The organism is Candidatus Roizmanbacteria bacterium (assembly GCA_016700135.1).
GTDB lineage: Bacteria > Patescibacteriota > Microgenomatia > UBA1406 > GWC2-37-13 > UBA1450.
Map to the genome: position 1 here is coordinate 593460 of CP065004.1, position 21455 is coordinate 614914.

The window sequence follows — 21455 nt, forward strand, 5'->3', positions numbered from 1 at the left end:
AGCGGCCTTTCCATGACTTATACGTCATACGGTAATTATAACAGTCATAGAAGCTTGTAATTTATACAAAATTAATGTAAAAATTATGTAATAACATATCTAAAAATGAGCAGAACAACTAAATATAGCCTCAGCTTTTCATATACCTCCGGTGTCGGACCTACCAGATTTGATGCCTTACTTCAGGTATTCGGTACTGTACAGAAAGCATATCAGGCGTCACGCGACGAATTGGTACAAGTGATCGGTCCGCATTTTGCATCAGCATTTGTAACCGTACGTCAAACTTTAGATCCTGACCTTGAAATACGGCGGCTGGCTAATCAGGGAATTATGGTTATTGACCGCGAAAATGTACTGTTTCCGAAGTGTTTACGCGAAATAAGTGATCCTCCAATCTGCCTTTATGTAAAAGGCGACATCTCCAGCTATGACTGGGATACAGATTTTTTATTTGCTGTAGTAGGTACCCGAAATCCGACTGAGTACGGGAAGATGATTACCACAAAATTCAGCAAAGAACTTGCAGAAAATAATGCCGTAATCGTCTCAGGCATGGCTATGGGAGTGGATGCTTTAGCTCATTGGGCCGCTATTCATGCCGGTTCCAGAACGATTGCGTTCCTCGGCTGCGGAGTAAATATTGTTTATCCTGCCGTGAACAGTCATTTATACAAGGAAATTTTACGAAACAACGGTCTGATTATTTCTGAGTTCCCTCCGGACAACGGGACAATAAAAGGTCATTTTATAACACGAAACCGTCTTATTTCCGGCATATCCCAGGGAGTGCTTGTGGCTGAAGGTTTGATAGATTCCGGTTCACTGATCACGGCACGCTATGCATTGGCGCAGGGGAAAGAGGTTTTTGCTCCGCCATCTCCTATCAACTCAGCATTCTCAAAGGCTCCGAACTTACTTCTGAAAGAAGGAGCGAAGCTTGTGACGGATGTAGAGGACATTCTTGAGGAGTTTCATATGCACAAGCTGACATCTGCAAAACAACCGGTTCTGGACGGTCTTGAAAAGCAGGTGTATGATGTCCTTTCAAAAGAAGCATTTACCACAGATGATCTCTCGCGTGCTCTGAATATTCCCGTATTTCACGTTTTGCAGCTACTTTCAAGTCTGGAATTGTCAGGAATTATTGAAAAAAATGCAACGGGCAAGTATCAGGTTGTGATCTAGTATTTATTGTCCTGACTGATCGATTTTATGAAGCCTGCGGAGATACTTTTCTTTCTTCAAAGGTTCTGTCTCAATAAAGATATCAACCAGTTCCTGTGCCTGTGGGGGCGATACCGAATCCGAAGGTAGCGCCAAGACATTAATATGGTCGTGTTCACGGGCACTTTTGACCTGATCTTTGTTAAATGCCAGACCGCAGTAAATACCTTTATAACGATTGGCAGATATACTTACTCCCACACCTGAACCGCAAATCACTATTCCGAGAAATTCTTCCGGATTTTGCAGCACAGCCTCGGCAACTTTATGGGAGAAATCGGGGAAATCGTCTTCCGGGTTGTGCTCATAATTCCCCAGGTCTTCCACACGTATGTTTTTATTTTGAAGATACTCAATCAATTCATTTTTGAGGTGATATCCACGGTGGTCTGCGCCGATGAAGATAGTCATATATATAGTATATAGTATTCTGTATAGAGTATAAAGGGGAAACAGAGGAAATGTTGTCGCGTATGCTTGCTCACAGCTTTATACTAAATATTCAATACGTTATACTAATCAGCATGTTTGATACACACTGTCATCTGAATTTTAAACGCTACAAAAAGACACTGTCTGATGTTATTAAAAACGCTCACGATAGTGGAGTTTCATTAATAACCATACCGGGAACGGACGTTAAAACATCAAAAAAGGCAATAGAAATCGCCGAAGCATATGACTGGCTATTTGCTGCTGTCGGCATACACCCTCACCATGTATACAACTTACTGAAACGGGAAGATATTACCGTTGAGAGTGAGTTGTCAGAGATAGAATTGCTGCTACAATCACACAAAGTGGTAGCTATCGGTGAAGTAGGAATGGACAGGCATGTTTATGAGGAGACAATATACAGGGAATACAATATATCTCCGGAATTTATATCTGTCCAAAAACGGTTACTCGGGTTGCAGATTGATCTTGCTGTTAAGCACAAAAAATCACTGATTCTTCATAATAGGGAGGCAAAAGAAGATTTGTTGCCGTTGCTTGAAGAGAAATGGACTCCTCAATTGGAAGGTAGAGCTGTTTTTCACTGTTGTGAGCCGGACCTTGACTTGCTTCAGTTTGCGCGTGATCACAACATCTTTATCGGTGTAGACGGAGATGTAACTTATGATACTGATAAGCAGCGTTTTATTCAGAAGGTTCCGCTTGAGATGCTCGTTATCGAGACTGACAGTCCGTATATACTTCCTGAACCTCTCCTTACGGAAAAAAAATATCCGAATGAGCCGAAAAATATTGTGTACACTGCTGAAAAAGTAGCTTCCTTAAAAGGAATCTCGGCGGAAAATCTCATTCACGAAACAACAAAAAACGGCAAAAGATTATTTGCTCTATAATTCTTCTTTAATAAGAAATACGTCTGAGATATAAATAGTCTACTTTCGCCGGTCTGTTTTGGGAGCGCTAAAAAGTTCTGGTGCACGGTGTGTCATAAGGAAATATGTCTCTATATCAATCCATAATGAAATAATTGTTCACATTCATGGATGAAAGAATATTTCCCGATAAGAAGCCCTAATTCTCTTAATCTGCTCCTTTATTCCAGAACATAAGGTGCATAACGACTGCAAACACGAAGCCCGTGATGTAGGAATCCAAAGAAGATCCAATAAAGCCACCCAGCGAAAAAAGTGATATGGCCTGAAAGAAATGAAACTCACGGGTTGTAGAAAGAGCTAGATGCATTGTGAGGAGGTAAACTATAGAAAGAAAAATATAGTAAAAAAGATCCATAGGATCAGATTATTTGTAACAATCCCAGCCATTCTTTTTGAAAGCGGGAAGGATTATAGCTCTGTGCCCGATCAAATGCCCGGATGCTCAGTTTCTCATGCCGTACTTTATCATAAAAAAGTTCGCTCATTTTCTGCGCTATATCCTTCGGGTCCTGGGGATTAGCAAATACGGCTGCCTCGCCGGCAATTTCACGGAAGATCGGGATATCGGCAAGGACACTCGGAGTACTCATATATCCTGCTTCCGCAAATGAATAACCGAATCCCTCATCATAAGACATCAACAGATTCATGCGGGCATTCGAATAAAGTAACAGTAGTTCCAAATCCGAGATGAAACCGGGGAAAATAAACCGTTTATCATTTTGTGCCAGCTGCAGAAATTCATAAAGTGATTTTTGCCAGGGATGCGGTTTCACCGATAGTTGTTTTACGTTTGCTTCGCTAAATACATTCCCGACAAATACACAGGTAATGTTCGTCATTTTTAAAGCCCGTGCTAAGTTCGGGAGATTTTTATTCCAGGTAGCGTCTCCGACATAGATTGCAAAGTCTTTAAGATTTTTTAATAATTCATTCTTGGTGATCTGATCAAGCGGAAGTCTGCTGAATTCAGGGATTATTTGATTGTTTTCTTTGTGAAAAGGATGGTGATGTGCGGGTGATTCTTCGGAAGTATCTAAATGAGGCAAAAACAGGCGGCTTACAGTTGGGTATATTACCCGAACTTTTTCCGCAGGGACTTTATACAATGTTACGATGTCTTTTTTACTAACCTCAGAGTCGGTGATAATGAGATCATATTTTTTTATTGCCCGTTTGTTTAAAAAGTTGTACCACCATCCGCGTAATCCAGTTGGATAATTTTTTTTGTATTTTAGCGGTATGAGATCATGAATAACTGCTAACTGTTTATGGGTTTTCTTTCCCGAAAATAAAGGCTTTTGTACCGGATTAAAAAAGGGATTTAGAAAAATCATCTCAGGACGAAGAGATTTTAGTTCCGATAAGTAGTTGAAATAGAGATTGTCAGAAGGGTTTGCTGGCTGTTCTTGATACAGTGAAGGGTTAACATTTCCAACGGGATGTGGAGTAGAAATTGAGTTAAAGGTTTCTTTAAGCGTCTGAAAATAGCGACCTATACCCCGTACTCTGCTTTGCTGATCTGTAGCCGTAGGGTCATATACTGCAATAGTTTTCATAGGATTATTGTAGCAGAATACCTTGCAGGCTGTTATGGAGAGAGATTTTTGCTAAACAGAAGTGCTAAAAATTTTCTGTCATAAATTATGACATGCTACTATGAAAGCATAAAATACATAAATCAGTGTAGATATTTAAGAACAATATAAGATGAAATTGGTCGGTTTTTAGCAGTTATATGTATAAGTATGAAATCCTGTTCTGACAAGTAAGGCAAAGGCCGGATTTCTACCAAATCTTTTCAGTAGCAAAATTGAGTCAGATACCTCTCTGGACAAAGTAAAGTGTCGAATATATTTGATCGGAAATAAGGCATAGAAAGATATATTAAGAGTTATTTAGTTACTATATGATATATAGTATTTGTAGGTTCTATACCGCTACTTTTGCTTTTATCGGTGGATGTGGATTGTAGTTTTCAAGAGTAAAATCTTCAAAGGTAAAATCAAAAATCGATTTGACATGAGAATTTAGTTTTATAGTAGGGAAGGGACGAATATCTCTTTTGAGTTGTTCTTTGACTTGATCAAGATGATTTTTGTATATATGGACATCTCCGAATGTGTGCACGAAGTCCCCGGGCTCTAAACCGGTTACTTGTGCTACCATCATCAAAAGTAAAGCATAGGACGCGATATTGAAAGGTACTCCCAGAAATACATCGGCGCTTCTTTGATACAGCTGACAGGAAAGCTTTCCGTCAACAACATAGAACTGAAACATAGTGTGGCAGGGAGGAAGTCCAGCTTTTGCCATCTCCTCAATATCGGCTGCATTCCAGGCACTGACTATAAGCCGACGCGAGTTCGGATTTTTCTTAATTTCGTCAATCAATTTGGAAATTTGATCAATCTCTCCGCCTTCGGGTGTTTTCCAATGGCGCCATTGCACGCCATATACAGGTCCGAGCTCGCCCCACTTTTTAGCGAATATATCAGATTTTTTTATTTCTTCAATAAATTCCGTTTGAGTTAAAGGCTGTTTGTTTTCTTTCTCGACTGACTCTTTGTAAAATCGATATGGCCAGTCATCCCAGATATGTACGTTATTATCAACCAAATATTTTATATTTGATTCTCCCTGTAAAAACCAAAGCAGCTCATGAATAATGCCTTTTAAGAAGACTTTTTTTGTAGTAAGTAGAGGAAACCCTTCCTGTAAGTTAAATCGAATTTGTCTACCAAACAGACTATAAGTACCGGTTCCTGTCCGATCGTCCTTGTAAATACCGTTTTCGAGGATGTCTTTCAAAAGGTTTAGATATTGTTGTTCTGAGGTCTGCATGATGCAAAAATTGAATCATCAATTTTGATATATATAGATGTCTTTATATGCATTATGATTGGCTTATTATCCGGTGCTTCCGAATCCTCCGCGTGATGTCTCTTTAATACTTTTGACTTCAACGAATGTCTCGACTTTAGCAATTTGGACTAGTAGTGCCTGGGCAATCCTTTCTCCTTTTTCGACAGTGACATTTTCCTTAGAAAAATTCAAAACCTGTATGCCGATTTCATCTTTATCTCCGTGATAATCTTGATCTATGACTCCAATACTATTTGCAATTATCAGGTTTTTTTTTATAGGTGTAGAGCTGCGACTGGCAAGCATTAAAAAATAACCTTCAGGTACTTCCACGATTATATTTGCAGGAATAATGGTAGGAGACCAGGGCTGAACGGTTGTTTTTTCACGAGCATACAAATCAAATGCAACGGAGCCTTCTGTCTGATATTCAGGTAATGGGAGAGAAGAATCAATTCGTTTTATGCGAATATTCATAGACACATTCTAGCACAGAAATTCATTTTAAGGGTAATAATGTCCCGAATTTTAAATAGATCATAATATATCATTTATTATTAAATAATATACATCTTATACAGGTGTGTTTAACTCATGCGTAAAAACAGAAGCCGTTTAGTTATTACAGAATAAAGAACCTACTATTAAAGAGTTTATCAACGACGGACATCAAATAAACATTACTCTATTAAGAGCGAGAACCCAAGCAGGTAGACACTATTATAATCATTTCCCTTAACTTTCAAAAAATAAAGGTTCAAAACTTAAAAGTTCGCAAAGTATATTGGTTGTGGATAATTTGTGTATAAATTATTAACGCTATTGCGGGAATTATTTAGAGTAGAGAAATATCCCCATATACCATGGGGGAGTATAGTATGGATCATAGATACAATTATCAAAATAAAAAGCGACGTTTCAGAAATATAATTGACAACATTATTTTTGGTCATTTTGACAACTTAACGGAACGTGCTCATGAAGAATTAATACTAAATATGGAGATGGAAAATAAATAAAAACCACATAAGAAACATTGGAATGCGGTGAATATTGTAAATAAATGAGATATCAGTGCCCTTTTTTAAGTGAGAGGTAGGTAATTCGGGCGATTTTGAGGATTTAGGCTCAATAGTAGGTGATAGAATACTTTTTGTAAGAAAATATTTATAAAACTCATTCTGTTTTAGCAAACATCTCTCACAACTGCCATTATTGTTGATTGTTCTTTAAGATTCCGTAGGAGCCATTTAGTTGCGATCTTAATTATTATAAAAACGGAAAAAGCTATTGCATACCGATGAAAAGAAAATCCATATATTTTTTAATGCCACTAAAAGCAGGAAGTAAGTAGAGGTTATCATAAAAATAACCAATATAGTAGCTTGTTTAACAACGAATAGAGCTTGGAGGAGCCAATAAAAGTTCTAAAAAGCAAAGTAAAATATATAGGCTCAAAAAAATAAGTATTACTATAACAATATACATATTTATAGGGCATTTATATGCCCTATCTAACTGATTCTAGAAACAGTTATAGGCTTTATTAAATACTGAAAATTCTACAGCCCTTTTCCCTTCGAGTTGTACTTGGCGGAGTTGGGGAGTGTTATCTTCAAATGTCATATCTAGGAGTTTGAGCCGCTTTTCATTAGGACCGACCTTGATGGTCGTCCAGACACCCGGCCAGGGATGAAGGCCCTGATATAGATGGTAGAGCACAGGGCCGGCGTCATAGTTTTTTTTTGGAGGGATATTATTTTTTACGTGATACCGTTGCAGGATTTCAGGTAATTGCTCAAACGTGACATTTTTATTATTTAGCGCTTGAGAAATAAAAGTCTGAGTAATAAAGCCGTCTTTTTTCTTTAAAAGTCTCGTATAAGTAGCAAGATGTTCTTCCTGCTGCTTACTTTGGAGGGAATTCGTTTTAAGCAATGACAGAGCGTAAAAGATCTGTTGTTCCGCAAGTGCCACAAGCTTTTGCTCGATCTGCTCACGCTTATCTCTCGCTTTTATGGATACGGATGTTTGCATAAGTATGTCACCTTGGTCTAATCCTTGATTCATTTGCATGAGCGTAGTTCCGGTTTCAGCTTCGCCAAGTATTAGTGGATATACAATCGGAGAAGGTCCGCGATATTTGGGTAATAAAGAAGGATGAACATTCCATATTCCGAAAGGGATGCTTTTCAACAGGCTTGTTGAAAGGATCTCACCATATGCGAACAAAATTCCCAAAGTAATTTTTTTTTCACGGATAATAGAGAGTAATTCATCCTCGTATTTTTTTAGCGGTTTATCAAAGAATTCGATGTTGTGAACTACTGCATTGTTTTTTACTGCAGTAGCTGTTATTTCCAACCTTTTTCCGGCTGGTTTGTCTGGCTGGGTTATAACGAGGCTTATCGGTAAGTTTTTTTCTAAAAGCCTATCTAAAAGTAATTCAGATAATTGCGGAGAACCAAAGTAAGCAATATTCATATTTCTATTCCGTAAATATAAAAGTCCTTTCGACTAGAGTTCGATAGGCAATTTCGAACGTTATAGACAGGGTAGTCTCTCTAGTCGGATGTTCAATCCGTATAGTATTGGTATCGTTGCTTAGATATTCTATACCATCAACGTCATCAAGAGTAACGGAACTCGTTGCTTCTGATACGACAGGCATTTCTTCATTACAAGTAAAACTCATTACTGAATTGCTGGTTTCGTCAATAAACGCTCCCGAGTTACTGCTGATTTTTTTCGTGCTTAAGCTTTCAGGGTACAACATTGAGAATCCGCATGTGGTACTGTCAAATAGTCGGAAAGAGGGGATTGGTTTTTGAGTCACAGGCAAAATGGATGGTGAGGGAGCAATGGTAAGTAACAGTTGCAAAGCTTCATCAGCTGTTTGAACACGCTTGCCGAATTGCATGCCCAAAATGAAAAAGAGAATTGTTATAAGAACGCCCAGCAAAATCAATGGCCCTTTTTTCATACCCATGAGTATAACAGATAAAAAGAGTCTCACGGAGATTTCCTATTGTTATAGCACTGTAAGAAGGTATTCTCGCTCTTGACAAATAATATAAGGATTGTGTATAGTAAGCTTAATCCTCCAAATGAAATATCAAATTGAAATCTTTTTTGAACAAGCAATTTTCTAGGGTAAATCGGTGATGAGGATCGCCGACGAGAAAGTGACGTCTTGAATAACAAGGGTTAGCAAGCTCACCCACCCGTTAAACTAGAAAAAAAGATTCAGCACAGAATTTCATACGGAGGATTATTTAATTAGAAGAAACTACTTAGTGTTTTGATCCTTTACTTCAAAATATGGCGGAACACTTTTGCAGCTAGAGAATTATTATGTACCTGTACGTTCACGTACAACAATATATTTTGCAATTTCTAATAATTACGCTATAATATCAACATCACATCTTTCACATGACCTCTTCAGTGTGTTTCCGTCCATAGACGGCCCGCAACAAGCTGAAATTCTTTACTAATTACAAATTTGAATAAATTTATGCCATCTTCAAATAAATCAAACCCTCAAGACGAGCTGTCTGAATCGCTCGATGTATCTTCTATGTTAGAAAAATACGAGGAAAAACCTATTGAAAAAGTTGAATCTACAAAACCTGCATCTGCCTCGGAGTCCGAAATGGTTAGTAAAGATGAGATTAGCGATAAATTAAAAGAAGACCTCAAATCCAGCTATGAAGCTGATGGTATTTTAGATGTAACATACGGAGGATACGGTTTTTTGAGAAAAGATTATACAGTGAATCCAGATGAGGATATTTATGTTTCAACCTCCCAAATCAGAAGATTTTGGCTTAGGAAAGGAGATCATGTCAGAGGTCTTGCCAGACCTCCAAAAGACGGTGAACGCTTTCACAGTCTGCTATTAATTAAAGAAGTAAACGGACGTGAGATGACTGAAGAAGAAAGCAGAAAGCGTAACAAGTTTGATGCATTGACTTCCTTCATCCTCAAAAGCAAATCCAGCTTGAAACAGAACAGGATATACTTTCTACAAGAATCATTGATCTTGTAGCGCCAATCGGCTTCGGACAGAGAGCACTCATTGTTTCTCAGCCGAAAGCAGGAAAAACAACTTTTCTTCGCGACATCGCTAAAGCGATAACCGCTAATCATCCCAAAGTGCACCTTATAGCTATTTTGATTGGGGAACGTCCGGAAGAAGTAACAGAAATTAAAAGATCTATTAAAGGGGAAGTTGCAGCATCACATTTTGATGAAACTCCACGTCAGCAAACAAAAGTAGCAAATTTGGCACTTGAACGAGCAAAAAGATTGGTAGAAATGGGAGAAGATGTTGTTATACTTCTGGATTCCATCACAAGACTCGCCCGTGCTTTCAATCTTAGTATCAATAATTCCGGACGTACATTATCTGGAGGTTTTGATCCCCAGGCTTTATATCCTGCTAAAAAGTTCCTCGGTGCAGCTAGAAACTGTGAGGAAGGTGGAAGTTTAACCATTATTGGGACAGCACTTGTGGGTACCGAATCCAGAATGGACGACCTGATTTATGAAGAACTGAAGGGAACAGGCAATCTTGAAATCCATCTGGACCGAAAATTTGCTGAAAAACGTATTTATCCGGCAGTCGATATTACAAAATCAGGAACACGTCATGAGGAATTGCTGCTTGATCCTGAAACGCTGAAAAGAATTACAACATTGAGAAGAATGATGTCTCTTCGAACTTCAGAAGAGGGATTGATGGCTCTAATCGATAAATTACCTAAAACAAAGAGTAATAAAGAATTCTTAGAATCTCTTCATAAGGGGTAAAACCAGAGATTAAATGATAATTCTACTCCCGTGATTTAATTATCTTTAGGTTTATATAAAGCCCTAAGATTCTTTTATATCTCCGACGTGAATTATCTGTAATCATTTGTAATTCCACTGTTGTCGCTTAAAAACTGATACAATTAGAGAGTTATCAGTTGCTTTTGATTATGGAAGGACTTGACAGACGTGTCAGCAGAATTTTAGGACAGATGAAAGGGATTCAAAAAATGGTAAAGGAAGAAAGAGATTGTATTGAAGTACTTCAGCAAATATCAGCAGTCAAAAAGGCAATTGACGGCCTTACAGAGGAAATTGTCATTCAGTATTTCAACGGCATCATTCCTCCTGATAAAAAAGAGGAAGTCAAAAAGCTAATTGACCGTACAATAAACCTTTAGAACCTTCAGACGGAATATTTTACTTGCAATAAAAATAATGTGATACTATCATATTAAAAGACAATGAAAATGGTAGGATTGTGGTACAAGCTGTGATATAGTTAACTCTACTATTACTATTTGTCTTTTAATTATGAATGATCTACACAATGTGATAATTATCGGCGGAGGCCCGTCAGGATTAAGCGCGGCCATTTATATTGCTCGCGCCGGACTTCAACCTCTTGTTTTTGCCGGATCACCACCTGGAGGGCAACTAATGCTTACCTCTGAAGTAGAAAACTTTCCCGGTTATCAGGAAATTATGGGCCCCGATCTTATTCAGACATTACGTAAACAGGCCGAACACTTCGGGACCATGATAAAAGATGAAAATATAACGTTTGTTGATTTTAAGCAAAATCCGCATACTGTTAAGACCACAAAAGCAGAATACCGCTCTAAATCGGTCATTATCGCTACTGGAGCACAAGCTCTCTGGCTTGGTTTAGAATCAGAACAAAAGCTTCGTGGAAAAGGGGTTTCAGCATGTGCCACATGTGATGGCTTTTTTTTCCGTGATAAGGAAGTGGCTATTGTAGGGGGCGGAGATACAGCGATGGAAGAAGCGCAGACTCTGACGCGGTTTGCTAAAAAGGTATATCTTATACATAGAAGAGAACTGTTCAGAGCCTCAAAAATTATGCAGGAGAGAGTTATGAATAATCCGAAAATTGAACTCGTTCTGAATAATGAAATAGTTACTATTAACGGCGAATCGAAAGTTGAAGGTATTACACTGAAAAGTCCTCACAAGAATAATACTGTTTTACCGGTTAATGGAGTATTTGTAGCTATCGGACATAAGCCGGATACTACACTGTTCAAAGATTCAATTGAGCTTGATGAAAAAGGATATGTTATTACAACCGCTACCCATGCACTTTCTGTACTGGCTGGCGGGACAGCAAAAAGTATATATAATCCGAAATTTCAGACAATGACATCAGTTCAGGGAGTTTTCGCCGGCGGTGACTGTGTAGATCACGTGTATCGGCAGGCAAGTACTGCAGCAGGTATGGGAGTTGCGGCAGCACTTGATGCAGAGAGATGGATTGAGGAAAATTGAGTTGGTTGAAAAGTCACGGACGGGTATTATTATTTAATTTCTAATATGTCAAGTTCCGGTAAAGTAATGCTTGAGTCTGCTCAACAACTTGTTAGCGTAGCTGCGAGAAGAGTCGGTTTCAACCAACAGTTTATTGATAGAGTTACTATACCCGAAAGGATTCTTGAATTCGCCTTACCATTGGTGAAAGATGACGGGACTATCGAGATATATAAAGGGTATAGGTCACAGCATAGCAGCCTCAGAGGGCCATATAAAGGAGGTATCAGATTTCATCCGAACGTGACTCATGAAGAAGTGGAAGCTCTTTCTTTGTTGATGACAATAAAAACAGCGGTCGCTAATATACCTATGGGGGGAGGTAAAGGAGGAATTGCAGTTGATCCAAAGTTATTATCCGAAAGTGAGCAAAAGCGTTTAAGTCAGCAATATGCTGCCAAACTTACCCCTTTTATGGGTGAAGATGTTGATATACCGGCGCCTGACGTCAATACCAACTCTAAAATCATGAAATGGATGCTGGATGAATATGAAGCTAGAAAAGGGAAAAAAGAGCCTGCAGCATTTACCGGAAAATCAGTAGTACACGGCGGAAGTCTTGGACGTGAAGAAGCTACTGGCTATGGTGGGGTTATCGCTTTACAAGAGTTATTATCGCGCTTGCATCTCAATAAGCAGACACCGCTTACGATTGCTATCCAAGGATTTGGTAATGTCGGGTATTTCTTTTCTGAAGCCGCATCCAAACAAAACCATCATGTCGTTGCTGTTTCAGATTCCAAAGGTGGAATCTATGCTCAACAGGGGGAACCTCTTGACGTGCAGATGGTACTGGAATGCAAAAAAAAGCAGGGCAGTATTGCTGAATGTTACTGTTCAGAGGGAGTGTGTGATAGTCGCAAAGGGAAAAAGGTCACCAATGACGAGTTATTGACGCTACCTGTTGATATCCTTGTCCCAGCAGCTCTTGAGGGTGTTATTAGCGCTAAAAATATGGAAAATATCCGTGCGAAAATTATTGTTGAAATGGCGAACGGTCCTGTAACCGAAGAAGCAAGAGAATATCTTACACATAAAAAAATTGTGATCCTTCCAGACGTTCTAGCCAACGCTGGCGGTGTTATTGTATCTTATCTGGAATGGGTACAAGGAAAGCAAGGATATTGGTGGACTAAAGAGGAAGTTTTGTCAAAGCTTGAAATTCTTATGCAGGCTGCTTTTTCCGATGTTTGGACTCGGTCACAGGAAGAGCAAATCGATCTAAAGTCTTCAGCTTTTGAGGTTGCCTTACAGCGTCTTGCGGTATATCTCTAACAGCAAATCATTTACCTGTGTAGTAAAATGAGGTTTATCTCTATGAAAGATATCAGAGAATTTATTCTGTTTCTCAAGCGGTATTTTACTTCAAGGGCACTCTATTACGGCAATCAAATTGAAAAATTCAAGGATGTCGTTGTTGCTCTGTTGGTTGTGAAACGAGGGAAATACTCTAGTTCATTTTTAAATACATCTTTTTTTCTCCTCATTATTACAGTTTTAGTAGCTGGCCCGGCTATTGCGGAAAATAACCCTTTTGAGGATGATATCCCGGGACAACAGACTTATTTCCAAAGTGCTTCGATTAGTTTTGATCCTTTTGATAATCCCGTTACTACTGTTGTTTCTGCAAAACCGAGGGACAAAGTTTATCAACATACAGTATCAGAAGGCGAAACCCTAGCTTCATTAGCAGCACGCTATAATGTGTCAATTGATACCATAAAATGGGCGAACGATCTAAAATCTGATATTATCAAGCCAGGACAAGAATTAGATATACCGCCGGTAACTGGAATCGTCCATAAGGTGGTTGCAGGAGACAATATTTATGCAGTCGCTAAAAAATATAATGTTGACGCACAGAATATTGTAAATTTCCCGTTCAACGATTTTGCTGACCCAGATACATTTCAGCTTACACCGGGACAAGCACTATATGTCCCAGATGGCACCATAGAGGATAAACCTACACCTCAACAGGCACAATTCCGATATGTTGCCAAAGCACAGGCAGGTGTACAGGGAACATCCTCATTTATTTGGCCTACATCCGGATCAATTACCACATATCCTGTGTGGTATCACATGGCATTGGATATCGCAAATTCAGCAGCTCCGGCAATTATTGCATCGGATACAGGAACAGTCACTTATACTGGCTGTTTGGCATACGGATATGGCTGTCATATCATAGTGGATCATGGGAACGGTTATCAGACGCTATATGCACATTTGTCTGCGATAGAAATATCAGCTGGACAAGTAGTTTCAAAAGGGCAGAGAATCGGAGTGATGGGATCGACAGGAAGATCTACCGGTACTCATTTGCATTTCGAAATACGGTCAGGAGGAGCGCAGGTAAATCCATTAGGGTTCCTACAATAATCATGGAGCATACATACGTATCGGTCCGTATAGTAAGTATTTTGGGGCTTATTATAGCTATTCTAAATATTTTTTACACGTTCATGTCTTTTTCAGAAAAAGATACGATCGTAATTTGTAATGAAAAATCCGGGACCACTGTGGTATTGAAAGCACTCGGTAAAAGGCCGGTTGTTGCTTCAGAAGGGAGTCCAAAAGACATACTCTCATGTGTCGGTAAAAGTACTCCCTATTATTCCAGAAATATCGGTAACTTCATTTCTTCCCGAAGATCAAGCAGGGAAGTATTAGAGGACAGATATCGTATTCTTTACGAGAATGATTACAAAGAAAATATCAAAATATCTTTTTATGACAACATGTTTTTTATTGACTTAGAAGATCAATTAGTGATAGTTGGAGCGAAGCAACACATTTCACCTTTTACGGTTGAAAGGTATGTATCTGGGAATAAGTTAATTACAGTATATATGCCTGAAAATTCACCTATAATTGACGAGTTAGGACGAAAATCAGTAGAAGCTAAGGGTGGGCAATTTCATACGTTGAATTTCGGCGAAAAAGTGGCAGTACAGCTACTTTGAAGCAGTAAGAAGTATATCCCTGATTTCTCTAAATAGAGAAACAGCTTCATAACCGATCCAGTTGTCTCCGATTAGTTGTTTAGGCAGTCCCGGGTCTTCCTTGAGAATATCTACATACTCAGTCACAACATGTTTCATTTTGGTAACCTTATCCTGGTCTTTAGAAAGTATTTGATGCCATTTCTTAAATAGGGATCTATACTGAGACTCAAGCTTCTTTTTACCCCATACCTTCTCTATAAGAAGCTCTCTATCTCCAAATACATGCGTTGACTCAAAAGCCTGTACGTACTGTTCTTCTTCTTTTTCTGAAACCAACTTTCGCAAAGAAGTAACTATGGGATGAGGAGTCAACCAAAACGAACGATGCCATGGACCTAAACCCCAGCTGGCAACTTCTCTCCTTAATTTATCCCGTAATTCTCTTTTCTTTTCCGGAATTTCATAAGACAAAATTCGAAATAATCCATCCCACTTTTCACGAGAAAATCTAAATACAGGAAAGTTTAAAGCGATGTCCTTATGACCCTCTTCCGTCAGGGTAAACTTCAAAATTTCACCGTCACTTTGATCCGTAATCAGTCCGTCTTTAACAAGGTCTGTAAATGTAGCTCTCGTTTTTCGATTAAGCGTTAAATCAAAAACGTCACATATATCAGAAGTAAAAGTCAAAGAGGTAAAAGTATCATTTGACATTAAAACCAATGCGAGCAAAATTTTCGTTCGTCGATCTTTGATTCCCATGTTTAAAAATTAACAGAAAAACTTACGCCTGTCAATAGTATAAAATATCTAAGCTCTATAAAGCGCTATGACAAAGATTAATTATCAGATTTTATATAAATCTGCTAAAGGTTGATACAAGTATTTTAGACTTTAATAAAAGGCTAGAAAAAATCAAATATTGAAAAGGTTGTCCTAACAGTATCTCGAAAATGCCTACAATAGCAGTACAATTACGTTCTGACGTTAGGAATAATAGTGATTATTATCAAAAATTGAGACTATATCTTTATAATTGTTTATATAAGTACTATAGGGTCAAGTCTTATCTACTTCTTGGACAAAGGAAATCAGGAATAAGGTATTTTAACAAAGCCATATATAAATATAAGGGATATAAATTAACATTGATTATATATTAATATAAGTTATTAGATAACATGGGTCCAAACTAAATATTCAATGATAAAATCAAATATAGAATGAAAGAGCAATCTATATTAATGATTTAAACTTATAGTAAATTAATAGTTGTGGGAGATATAGAACTCAGCTTAAATATGTAAATATAAGGCAACAATAATTGATATATGGGGCTTACAAAAGCCTAAAGACTTTATAATTCAATTGTGATTAATTTAAAATATGTTCGTACGTAATAATATTATATTGAGCCCTATAAATTAGAATAGTTACCGCTGGAATTTTAAAATTTACGTTAGTACTTCTTTTAATTCTTATCGTCGTAACCATATATGATAATGTTAAGATTGTAAGGATTCTTTTATAACCTACATGTTATCATTGTTAGTAGATATGGCTAAAAAAACGATTGATAATCTACAACACACAATCCATCGCAGACTTTTTTCAACGAGAGATATTAAAGAACTCATAGATCTGAAAAATGAATTGAAGGAATGGATTAATTGGCTTAAAGAGAGTGATAAGGTTACTAAATCAGAATATCAGTACCTTAGTAGTTTAGTTGAAGAGAAGGTGGAGGAAAGAAGTTCTCAATTTGAAAATCCGCTGAATCAAGTAAGTAATTTTAACACGAGTAGGAAAAAAGTATTTTCATTACTTCTGATTCTCTTTGCGTTATTACTAGTAATTTTGAGTTTGTATTTAATATATAAGCCTGCAAACGTTGAAGTTGAGCGATCATCTGACGGAACCTTGCCCTTTAGAGGAACGCTGAAAAACGCGGAAGGAAATCCTATTGATACGAAAACTGATGTCATATTTCGTTTGTACGCTCAGCCTAATACAGGATCTCCATTATATGAAGGCAGATGCATTGGAACAGAAGGAATAGAACCGGATTATCGCGGTGAATTTACGGTTATATTAGGATCCGATTGTAGTATGGATCCTATTCCTGAAGCAGTCCTTACAAATGAAGTCATTTTTTTGGGAGTTGCTATTTCAACAGGAGAAGAGATTATGCCCCGCTATCGGATATTAAGCTCTACCTATTCACAAAATTCAGCTCAGGTATCCGGTAAATCGGTAGGAACAGGTACCAATGACATTCCATATCTTAATGAAAATGGATTAATACTCATTGAAGCCTCTGATCCAGCGCTAAAAGCAACGTCAGGAGAATTTACTATAGAAGGAGCTTCATTAAGCCTCAAAACAATTAGTGGGGGAGAGGGGAACATAACATTACAGCCCGATGCAGGAGGATATACACTCATACCTTCAGGGAATGTGGGGATAGGAATTTTTGAACCGACTTCAAAACTTGAAATAGCAGGCCTCGAACCATACAACCCAATAGCAAGCATTAAGAATATCAGTATTGAAGATTCTGAGAACACACAAGTTATGTCATTAGGACTTGCAACTCCAAGTACAAGTGACAATGCAAAATTTATTTCTTTTCGAGCTGATGTTACAAAAGAAGAAGCCGGAGTTGAGGTGGGGTCAATAAGACTCAATAACAATGGGGTATCTTATGAAACAAAAGGAGCAGATTTTGCTGAGTATTTTGAAATAAGTTCTCTGACAGAATATCCGTTAGGAACTATAATGGCAATTTCTGAGACAGGCATTTCTGCTGCAAAAAAAGAGGAGGTCCTTGTGGGAGCAATTTCAGGTACGGCCGGCTTTATCGGAAATGCAAAAGAGAATACCAATAACTCGCAGCTTATCGGTTTAGTAGGGCAAATTGATGTTCTAGTCACAAATGAGAATGGTCCGATCGAACGAGGAGCCAGTATTGGAATAGGCACTGTACCCGGATACGGGATATCTGTCCGAGCTACTCACATCGTAGGATATGCACTTGAAAACCCGAAAGCAATGCAATCTGAATTATGTCCTCAGGAGTTTCGTAGTGTAAAAGATACCTCTGGTAATCCAATAAAATGCGGCAAGGTTAAAATTCTTTTGCGCCCGAATTAGTTCCACTTTAATTATACATATAAGAGGTAAGACCTCTTTAGTCTTCAGAAAATTTTGTCAAAAAACGGTCAAATAGGGAGGAGATTGTGACCAGAAAAGGATTGTCACAAAACTTTTTGTAAGCTTTTTGAGAAAGGCATTGACATCCTAATAAAAACTCTCTACAATCAGGTAATATGAGTACACAGTCCAAATCTATTAACAAGATCCTTCAATTTGTTATATACGGGATCGTATTCTTGTTCCCGCTCTTTTTTGTGCCTATAACACGGGACTTTTTGATATACAGCAAATTTTACTTTCTTGTTTTTGCTGTGTTTGGTCTTTTGTTTCTTTCATTCGGCAAATTTCTTGTCGGCAGAAAATTTACTTGGATTCATAATCCGGCAACACAATCGATGATTTTGATACTGCTCTCATATATCCTTTCTATCGTACTCATGTCACCGAATAAGTTACAGGCAATTTATAACCCTCAATATGGGCTGGTTATGATCAGTGCGTTCATAATCTTTTATTTTTATGCATCGCATGTATTTTCTAAGGCAAGTATTTCTCCGATTTTACTCCTTGCGATTTCCGGTGCCTTGGTATCTGTCTTTTCCTTGATTATTATGGTTGACCCGTTCCAGAATGCAACGTTACCGGCATACTGGTCATTCCTGACAAATACAACATTCAATCCTATCGGATCATCTATTCACTTTCTGGCATATTTGATATTTGTACTTGCCGGGCTCGGATTTTACATGTGGAGAATGTACAAATCACAAAGACATAATGATGATCAAAATAAAGTCATGATGATAATTTTAGGAGTGATTGCGCTTTTTACACTACTTGCAGGCATCTTCCATATTTTTGTGATAACACAGCAAATCATGAATGAAGGTGCTCAAATTGTGATTCCTCCCTTTGGTTTGTCTTGGTATGCTGCTGTTGAAGTCTTGAAGAACCCGATGACAGCATTATTCGGAGTAGGTGTCGACAATTTTGCAACACTCTTTACTCAGGTTCGTTCTATAAATTACAACCTGACTGATCTGTGGCAGGTGAATTCATTCAATACCTCACGTTCGGTATTATTGCACATATTGACAGAAAATGGGATCTTAGGGTTAGTCGGGTTTACACTGCTTGTTTCACTTTTTTTCAAGAGAATAAAAGATGTAAAAATCGAGACCGCAGCTCTGTTTGTGATCTCGCTGATAATCATGCTGATCCTTCCTCCTTCGATCATTTCCTTCTTTATGTTCTTCCTCAGTTTGGCACTGATGGCCGCTGACCTGCACAAGAAATCATCACAGGAAGAATATATTATTGACTTGACCGGGCTTATGCCAATATTTATCGGAATGATTGTTCTCTGTCTACTGGTACTCGGTAGTACAGTTTATTTCCTGGGACGACACTTTATGGCTGAATATTACTTCAAGAAATCTCTTGACGGAGTAGCCTCAAATAGTCTCCAGCAGCTCTATGAGAATCAGGTCAAAGCACTGCAATACAATAGTGCGAGTGAAGAATTCCATAGACAATTTGCTCAAACTAATCTGTTAGTAGCCAATAATATAGCTGCAAAAGAACAGGACTCATTGACTGATCAGGATAGACAAACCATTGCTCAGGCAATACAGGCATCAATCGTTGAGGCAAAAACAGCAGTTTCACTGAATCCTTTGAAAGTGACGAACTGGCAAACACTTGCAGGTGTTTATCGACAGATTGTGAATGTCGCTGAAAACGCTCCTGTATGGGCAGTGTCTGCTTATCAGCAGGCAATTGTTCTGGATCCCCGTAACCCTGTCTTGAGACTCGATCTGGGGGGAATATATTATCTTTTCCAGAACTATGATGAATCCCAGAAGATGTTTGAACAGGCTGTATCATTGAAACCGGATTGGGCGAACGCTCACTACAACCTTGCATGGACATATTATCAAAAAGGCCTTTACGGACCTGCAGTTGACCAAATGCAGATTGTAGTAGGGCTGATAGATCCTGCGACACAGCAGGAAGATTATAAAGCTGCTCAAAGCACTCTTGAAGATTTCAAGGCGAAATATCAGGAGGCTCTGGAACAGCAGGCAACGCAGCAAGCTGGAGAAGAAGGAGAAGAAACTGTAGCTCCGAGTCCGACACCGTCACCTGCAGAATTAGTTTTACCCTCACCGCCGGCAACAAATCTTGAAGAAAAGATAGAGTTACCCGAAGAGGCTTCACCGGAAGCAAACGTTGAACCGTAAACTTGAACCTAAGGGTACCCTGCTGTTGCACACAGTAGGGTACCTTTTTTTTATCATAATTTGACGGAGAATAGGCTTTCGTGATTTAATGAATGTAGATGTCAATATCAAAATATACTTATTCCATTTTTTTATCCGCAAGTATTCTCATCCTTGGTACAAGCATGCATCCTCGGCAAGTATATTCGTATGTACCTTTTACAGCGGCCACCAATATTGTCCTTACACAAAAGCCTCCTGTCGGATCCATAGTCTCTTTTGAAGACAATAAATACCGCCTAAGTGATAAGCCATATGACTCTAAAATGGTAGGAGTTGTCGTAGAACAAGCGGACATTATTGTTGAAGAGGAAAATTCAGCGTTGGCCGACACCTTGATGATCAATAAAGGAGAAACAAAGATATTAGTTAACGGTGAAACCGGACCCATTGAGGTGGGAGACCTTTTGACTGCATCAAGTACCCCGGGTCAAGCCATGAAGGCGGATAAAGATGGAATCATTGTTGCAGTCGCTACAGAATCATTTAAACCATTGAATCCTCAGGAGAGCGCGCTGATCAGAGGATTGATAGATATTCGTTTTACTACATTAGGAGACACCTTTTCTGCAGATAGTATCGGTTTGTCAGATCAGGGCATGGTCAGTACTCTGAAACGGTCAGTCTCCGAAATTTTCGGGCTTGGTTCCGGAGGATTGGCAGGGACTTCACCCATTTTCAGGTATACACTTGCAACGGTCGTTGTTGCAATAGCATTTATCAGCGGGTTTCTCCTTTTCGGTCGAATAGCGCTTCGGGGTGTAGAAGCATTGGGAGAAATCCTCTTGCCAAAAAAACAATTTTGATAGGCATTATTATGAACTCATTTTTCACCGTACTTCTTGTTGCATTGGCGGTGGTGCTTGCGTATATCATCGTTATTGTCTGACAATCATTGAAGAAGAGATGTGTATTTTTGCACAAATTACACATTGTATATGTATAAATATTTGAGAAAATTAAGTATTTTTAAAGGAGTGAGAATAGGTTGATAGACAGTATTGATAAATTCTTCTTTATAATTTATAGAGCCCTAAATTAATAGATTTTACTTCATAATTTTGCGTACGTATCATAGGAGTGAAGCAACGTATTAATAAGAGTGCGAAATATAATTTAGGGCATAAAGAAAGGATTTAATAACTTTCAAAATAGTTGAACAAAGTCTCGAAAATACTGAGATCTAATTAATAATATTAACAATCAGGCCTAAAAAAGCC

General features: G+C 38.4%; 18 protein-coding genes and 1 pseudogene. 11 read left to right on the forward strand and 8 right to left on the reverse strand.

The window, feature by feature from the left end:
- The first annotated feature begins 105 nt into the window (after window positions 1-105).
- Window positions 106-1188, forward strand: a complete 1083-nt coding sequence (dprA, locus tag IPM65_03300; GenBank protein ID QQS44599.1) for a DNA-protecting protein DprA — start codon at window positions 106-108, stop codon at window positions 1186-1188.
- Window positions 1189-1191: 3 nt separating this feature from the next.
- Here dprA and IPM65_03305 read toward each other — a convergent pair whose 3' ends face one another.
- Window positions 1192-1638 (reverse strand): RpiB/LacA/LacB family sugar-phosphate isomerase, encoded by a 447-nt coding sequence (locus IPM65_03305; protein QQS44600.1) that lies wholly within the window; start codon window positions 1636-1638, stop codon window positions 1192-1194.
- A 113-nt stretch (window positions 1639-1751) separates the two neighbouring features.
- Here IPM65_03305 and IPM65_03310 point away from each other — a divergent pair, with 113 nt between their 5' ends.
- Window positions 1752-2576, forward strand: a complete 825-nt coding sequence (locus IPM65_03310) for a TatD family hydrolase (protein QQS44601.1) — start codon at window positions 1752-1754, stop codon at window positions 2574-2576.
- A 187-nt stretch (window positions 2577-2763) separates the two neighbouring features.
- Here the strand turns inward: IPM65_03310 and IPM65_03315 are convergent, their stop codons facing one another.
- The 6 genes from IPM65_03315 to IPM65_03340 all read right to left on the reverse strand — a co-directional run bounded on the left by IPM65_03315 (window position 2764) and on the right by IPM65_03340 (window position 8466).
- Complete coding sequence (locus IPM65_03315) at window positions 2764-2973, reverse strand: hypothetical protein (GenBank protein QQS44602.1); 210 nt, start codon at window positions 2971-2973, stop codon at window positions 2764-2766.
- A 4-nt stretch (window positions 2974-2977) separates the two neighbouring features.
- Window positions 2978-4177, reverse strand: coding sequence for a glycosyltransferase family 4 protein (locus IPM65_03320; protein ID QQS44603.1), 1200 nt, complete (start codon window positions 4175-4177; stop codon window positions 2978-2980).
- Window positions 4178-4550: 373 nt separating this feature from the next.
- Window positions 4551-5462: a thymidylate synthase gene (gene thyA / locus IPM65_03325; protein QQS44604.1), complete on the reverse strand. Its 912-nt coding sequence runs from the start codon at window positions 5460-5462 to the stop codon at window positions 4551-4553.
- A gap of 66 nt (window positions 5463-5528) precedes the next feature.
- The gene (gene dut, locus IPM65_03330; protein ID QQS44605.1) at window positions 5529-5960 is read right to left on the reverse strand and encodes a dUTP diphosphatase; all 432 of its coding nucleotides are present in this window, start codon (window positions 5958-5960) and stop codon (window positions 5529-5531) included.
- A 1047-nt stretch (window positions 5961-7007) separates the two neighbouring features.
- On the reverse strand, window positions 7008-7967 hold the full coding sequence (locus IPM65_03335; protein QQS44606.1) for a methionyl-tRNA formyltransferase: 960 nt from the start codon (window positions 7965-7967) through the stop codon (window positions 7008-7010).
- A 4-nt stretch (window positions 7968-7971) separates the two neighbouring features.
- Window positions 7972-8466 (reverse strand): hypothetical protein, encoded by a 495-nt coding sequence (locus tag IPM65_03340; GenBank protein QQS44607.1) that lies wholly within the window; start codon window positions 8464-8466, stop codon window positions 7972-7974.
- A 597-nt stretch (window positions 8467-9063) separates the two neighbouring features.
- Between IPM65_03340 and rho the strand changes: the two are divergent.
- From rho to IPM65_03370, 6 genes and pseudogenes are all read left to right on the forward strand, one after another.
- A pseudogene (rho, locus tag IPM65_03345) lies at window positions 9064-10298 on the forward strand (transcription termination factor Rho).
- A 170-nt stretch (window positions 10299-10468) separates the two neighbouring features.
- Complete coding sequence (locus IPM65_03350) at window positions 10469-10699, forward strand: metal-sensitive transcriptional regulator (GenBank protein ID QQS44608.1); 231 nt, start codon at window positions 10469-10471, stop codon at window positions 10697-10699.
- A 133-nt stretch (window positions 10700-10832) separates the two neighbouring features.
- A complete protein-coding gene (trxB, locus tag IPM65_03355) occupies window positions 10833-11807 on the forward strand; it encodes a thioredoxin-disulfide reductase (protein QQS44609.1) in 975 nt (324 codons plus the stop codon).
- A gap of 45 nt (window positions 11808-11852) precedes the next feature.
- Window positions 11853-13121, forward strand: a complete 1269-nt coding sequence (locus tag IPM65_03360) for a Glu/Leu/Phe/Val dehydrogenase (GenBank protein ID QQS44610.1) — start codon at window positions 11853-11855, stop codon at window positions 13119-13121.
- A 42-nt stretch (window positions 13122-13163) separates the two neighbouring features.
- Window positions 13164-14231 carry a peptidoglycan DD-metalloendopeptidase family protein gene (locus IPM65_03365; protein QQS44611.1) on the forward strand — a complete coding sequence of 356 codons (1068 nt, stop codon included), beginning with the start codon at window positions 13164-13166 and terminating at the stop codon, window positions 14229-14231.
- Window positions 14232-14314: 83 nt separating this feature from the next.
- Window positions 14315-14815, forward strand: coding sequence for a hypothetical protein (locus tag IPM65_03370; GenBank protein QQS44612.1), 501 nt, complete (start codon window positions 14315-14317; stop codon window positions 14813-14815).
- Here the strand turns inward: IPM65_03370 and IPM65_03375 are convergent.
- Window positions 14807-15559 (reverse strand): hypothetical protein, encoded by a 753-nt coding sequence (locus tag IPM65_03375; protein ID QQS44613.1) that lies wholly within the window; start codon window positions 15557-15559, stop codon window positions 14807-14809. The genes IPM65_03370 and IPM65_03375 overlap by 9 nt on opposite strands.
- A 795-nt stretch (window positions 15560-16354) precedes the next feature.
- Between IPM65_03375 and IPM65_03380 the strand changes: the two genes are divergently transcribed.
- The 3 genes from IPM65_03380 to IPM65_03390 all read left to right on the forward strand — a co-directional run bounded on the left by IPM65_03380 (window position 16355) and on the right by IPM65_03390 (window position 21041).
- Window positions 16355-17950 (forward strand): hypothetical protein, encoded by a 1596-nt coding sequence (locus IPM65_03380; protein ID QQS44614.1) that lies wholly within the window; start codon window positions 16355-16357, stop codon window positions 17948-17950.
- 176 nt (window positions 17951-18126) lie between these two features.
- Window positions 18127-20196 carry a hypothetical protein gene (locus IPM65_03385; protein QQS44615.1) on the forward strand — a complete coding sequence of 690 codons (2070 nt, stop codon included), beginning with the start codon at window positions 18127-18129 and terminating at the stop codon, window positions 20194-20196.
- A gap of 164 nt (window positions 20197-20360) precedes the next feature.
- Window positions 20361-21041: a hypothetical protein gene (locus IPM65_03390; GenBank protein QQS44616.1), complete on the forward strand. Its 681-nt coding sequence runs from the start codon at window positions 20361-20363 to the stop codon at window positions 21039-21041.
- Window positions 21042-21455: the final 414 nt, after the last annotated feature.

Excerpts from the sequence above, each read along its gene's own strand:
- dprA (QQS44599.1), top strand. The coding sequence starts at position 106 with ATGAGCAGAACAACTAAATATAGCCTCAGCTTTTCATATACCTCCGGT.
- IPM65_03305 (QQS44600.1), bottom strand. The coding sequence starts at position 1,638 with ATGACTATCTTCATCGGCGCAGACCACCGTGGATATCACCTCAAAAAT.
- IPM65_03310 (QQS44601.1), top strand. The coding sequence starts at position 1,752 with ATGTTTGATACACACTGTCATCTGAATTTTAAACGCTACAAAAAGACA.
- IPM65_03315 (QQS44602.1), bottom strand. The coding sequence starts at position 2,973 with ATGGATCTTTTTTACTATATTTTTCTTTCTATAGTTTACCTCCTCACA.
- IPM65_03320 (QQS44603.1), bottom strand. The coding sequence starts at position 4,177 with ATGAAAACTATTGCAGTATATGACCCTACGGCTACAGATCAGCAAAGC.
- thyA (QQS44604.1), bottom strand. The coding sequence starts at position 5,462 with ATGCAGACCTCAGAACAACAATATCTAAACCTTTTGAAAGACATCCTC.
- dut (QQS44605.1), bottom strand. The coding sequence starts at position 5,960 with ATGAATATTCGCATAAAACGAATTGATTCTTCTCTCCCATTACCTGAA.
- IPM65_03335 (QQS44606.1), bottom strand. The coding sequence starts at position 7,967 with ATGAATATTGCTTACTTTGGTTCTCCGCAATTATCTGAATTACTTTTA.
- IPM65_03340 (QQS44607.1), bottom strand. The coding sequence starts at position 8,466 with ATGAAAAAAGGGCCATTGATTTTGCTGGGCGTTCTTATAACAATTCTC.
- IPM65_03350 (QQS44608.1), top strand. The coding sequence starts at position 10,469 with ATGGAAGGACTTGACAGACGTGTCAGCAGAATTTTAGGACAGATGAAA.
- trxB (QQS44609.1), top strand. The coding sequence starts at position 10,833 with ATGAATGATCTACACAATGTGATAATTATCGGCGGAGGCCCGTCAGGA.
- IPM65_03360 (QQS44610.1), top strand. The coding sequence starts at position 11,853 with ATGTCAAGTTCCGGTAAAGTAATGCTTGAGTCTGCTCAACAACTTGTT.
- IPM65_03365 (QQS44611.1), top strand. The coding sequence starts at position 13,164 with ATGAAAGATATCAGAGAATTTATTCTGTTTCTCAAGCGGTATTTTACT.
- IPM65_03370 (QQS44612.1), top strand. The coding sequence starts at position 14,315 with ATGTCTTTTTCAGAAAAAGATACGATCGTAATTTGTAATGAAAAATCC.
- IPM65_03375 (QQS44613.1), bottom strand. The coding sequence starts at position 15,559 with ATGGGAATCAAAGATCGACGAACGAAAATTTTGCTCGCATTGGTTTTA.
- IPM65_03380 (QQS44614.1), top strand. The coding sequence starts at position 16,355 with ATGGCTAAAAAAACGATTGATAATCTACAACACACAATCCATCGCAGA.
- IPM65_03385 (QQS44615.1), top strand. The coding sequence starts at position 18,127 with ATGAGTACACAGTCCAAATCTATTAACAAGATCCTTCAATTTGTTATA.
- IPM65_03390 (QQS44616.1), top strand. The coding sequence starts at position 20,361 with ATGCATCCTCGGCAAGTATATTCGTATGTACCTTTTACAGCGGCCACC.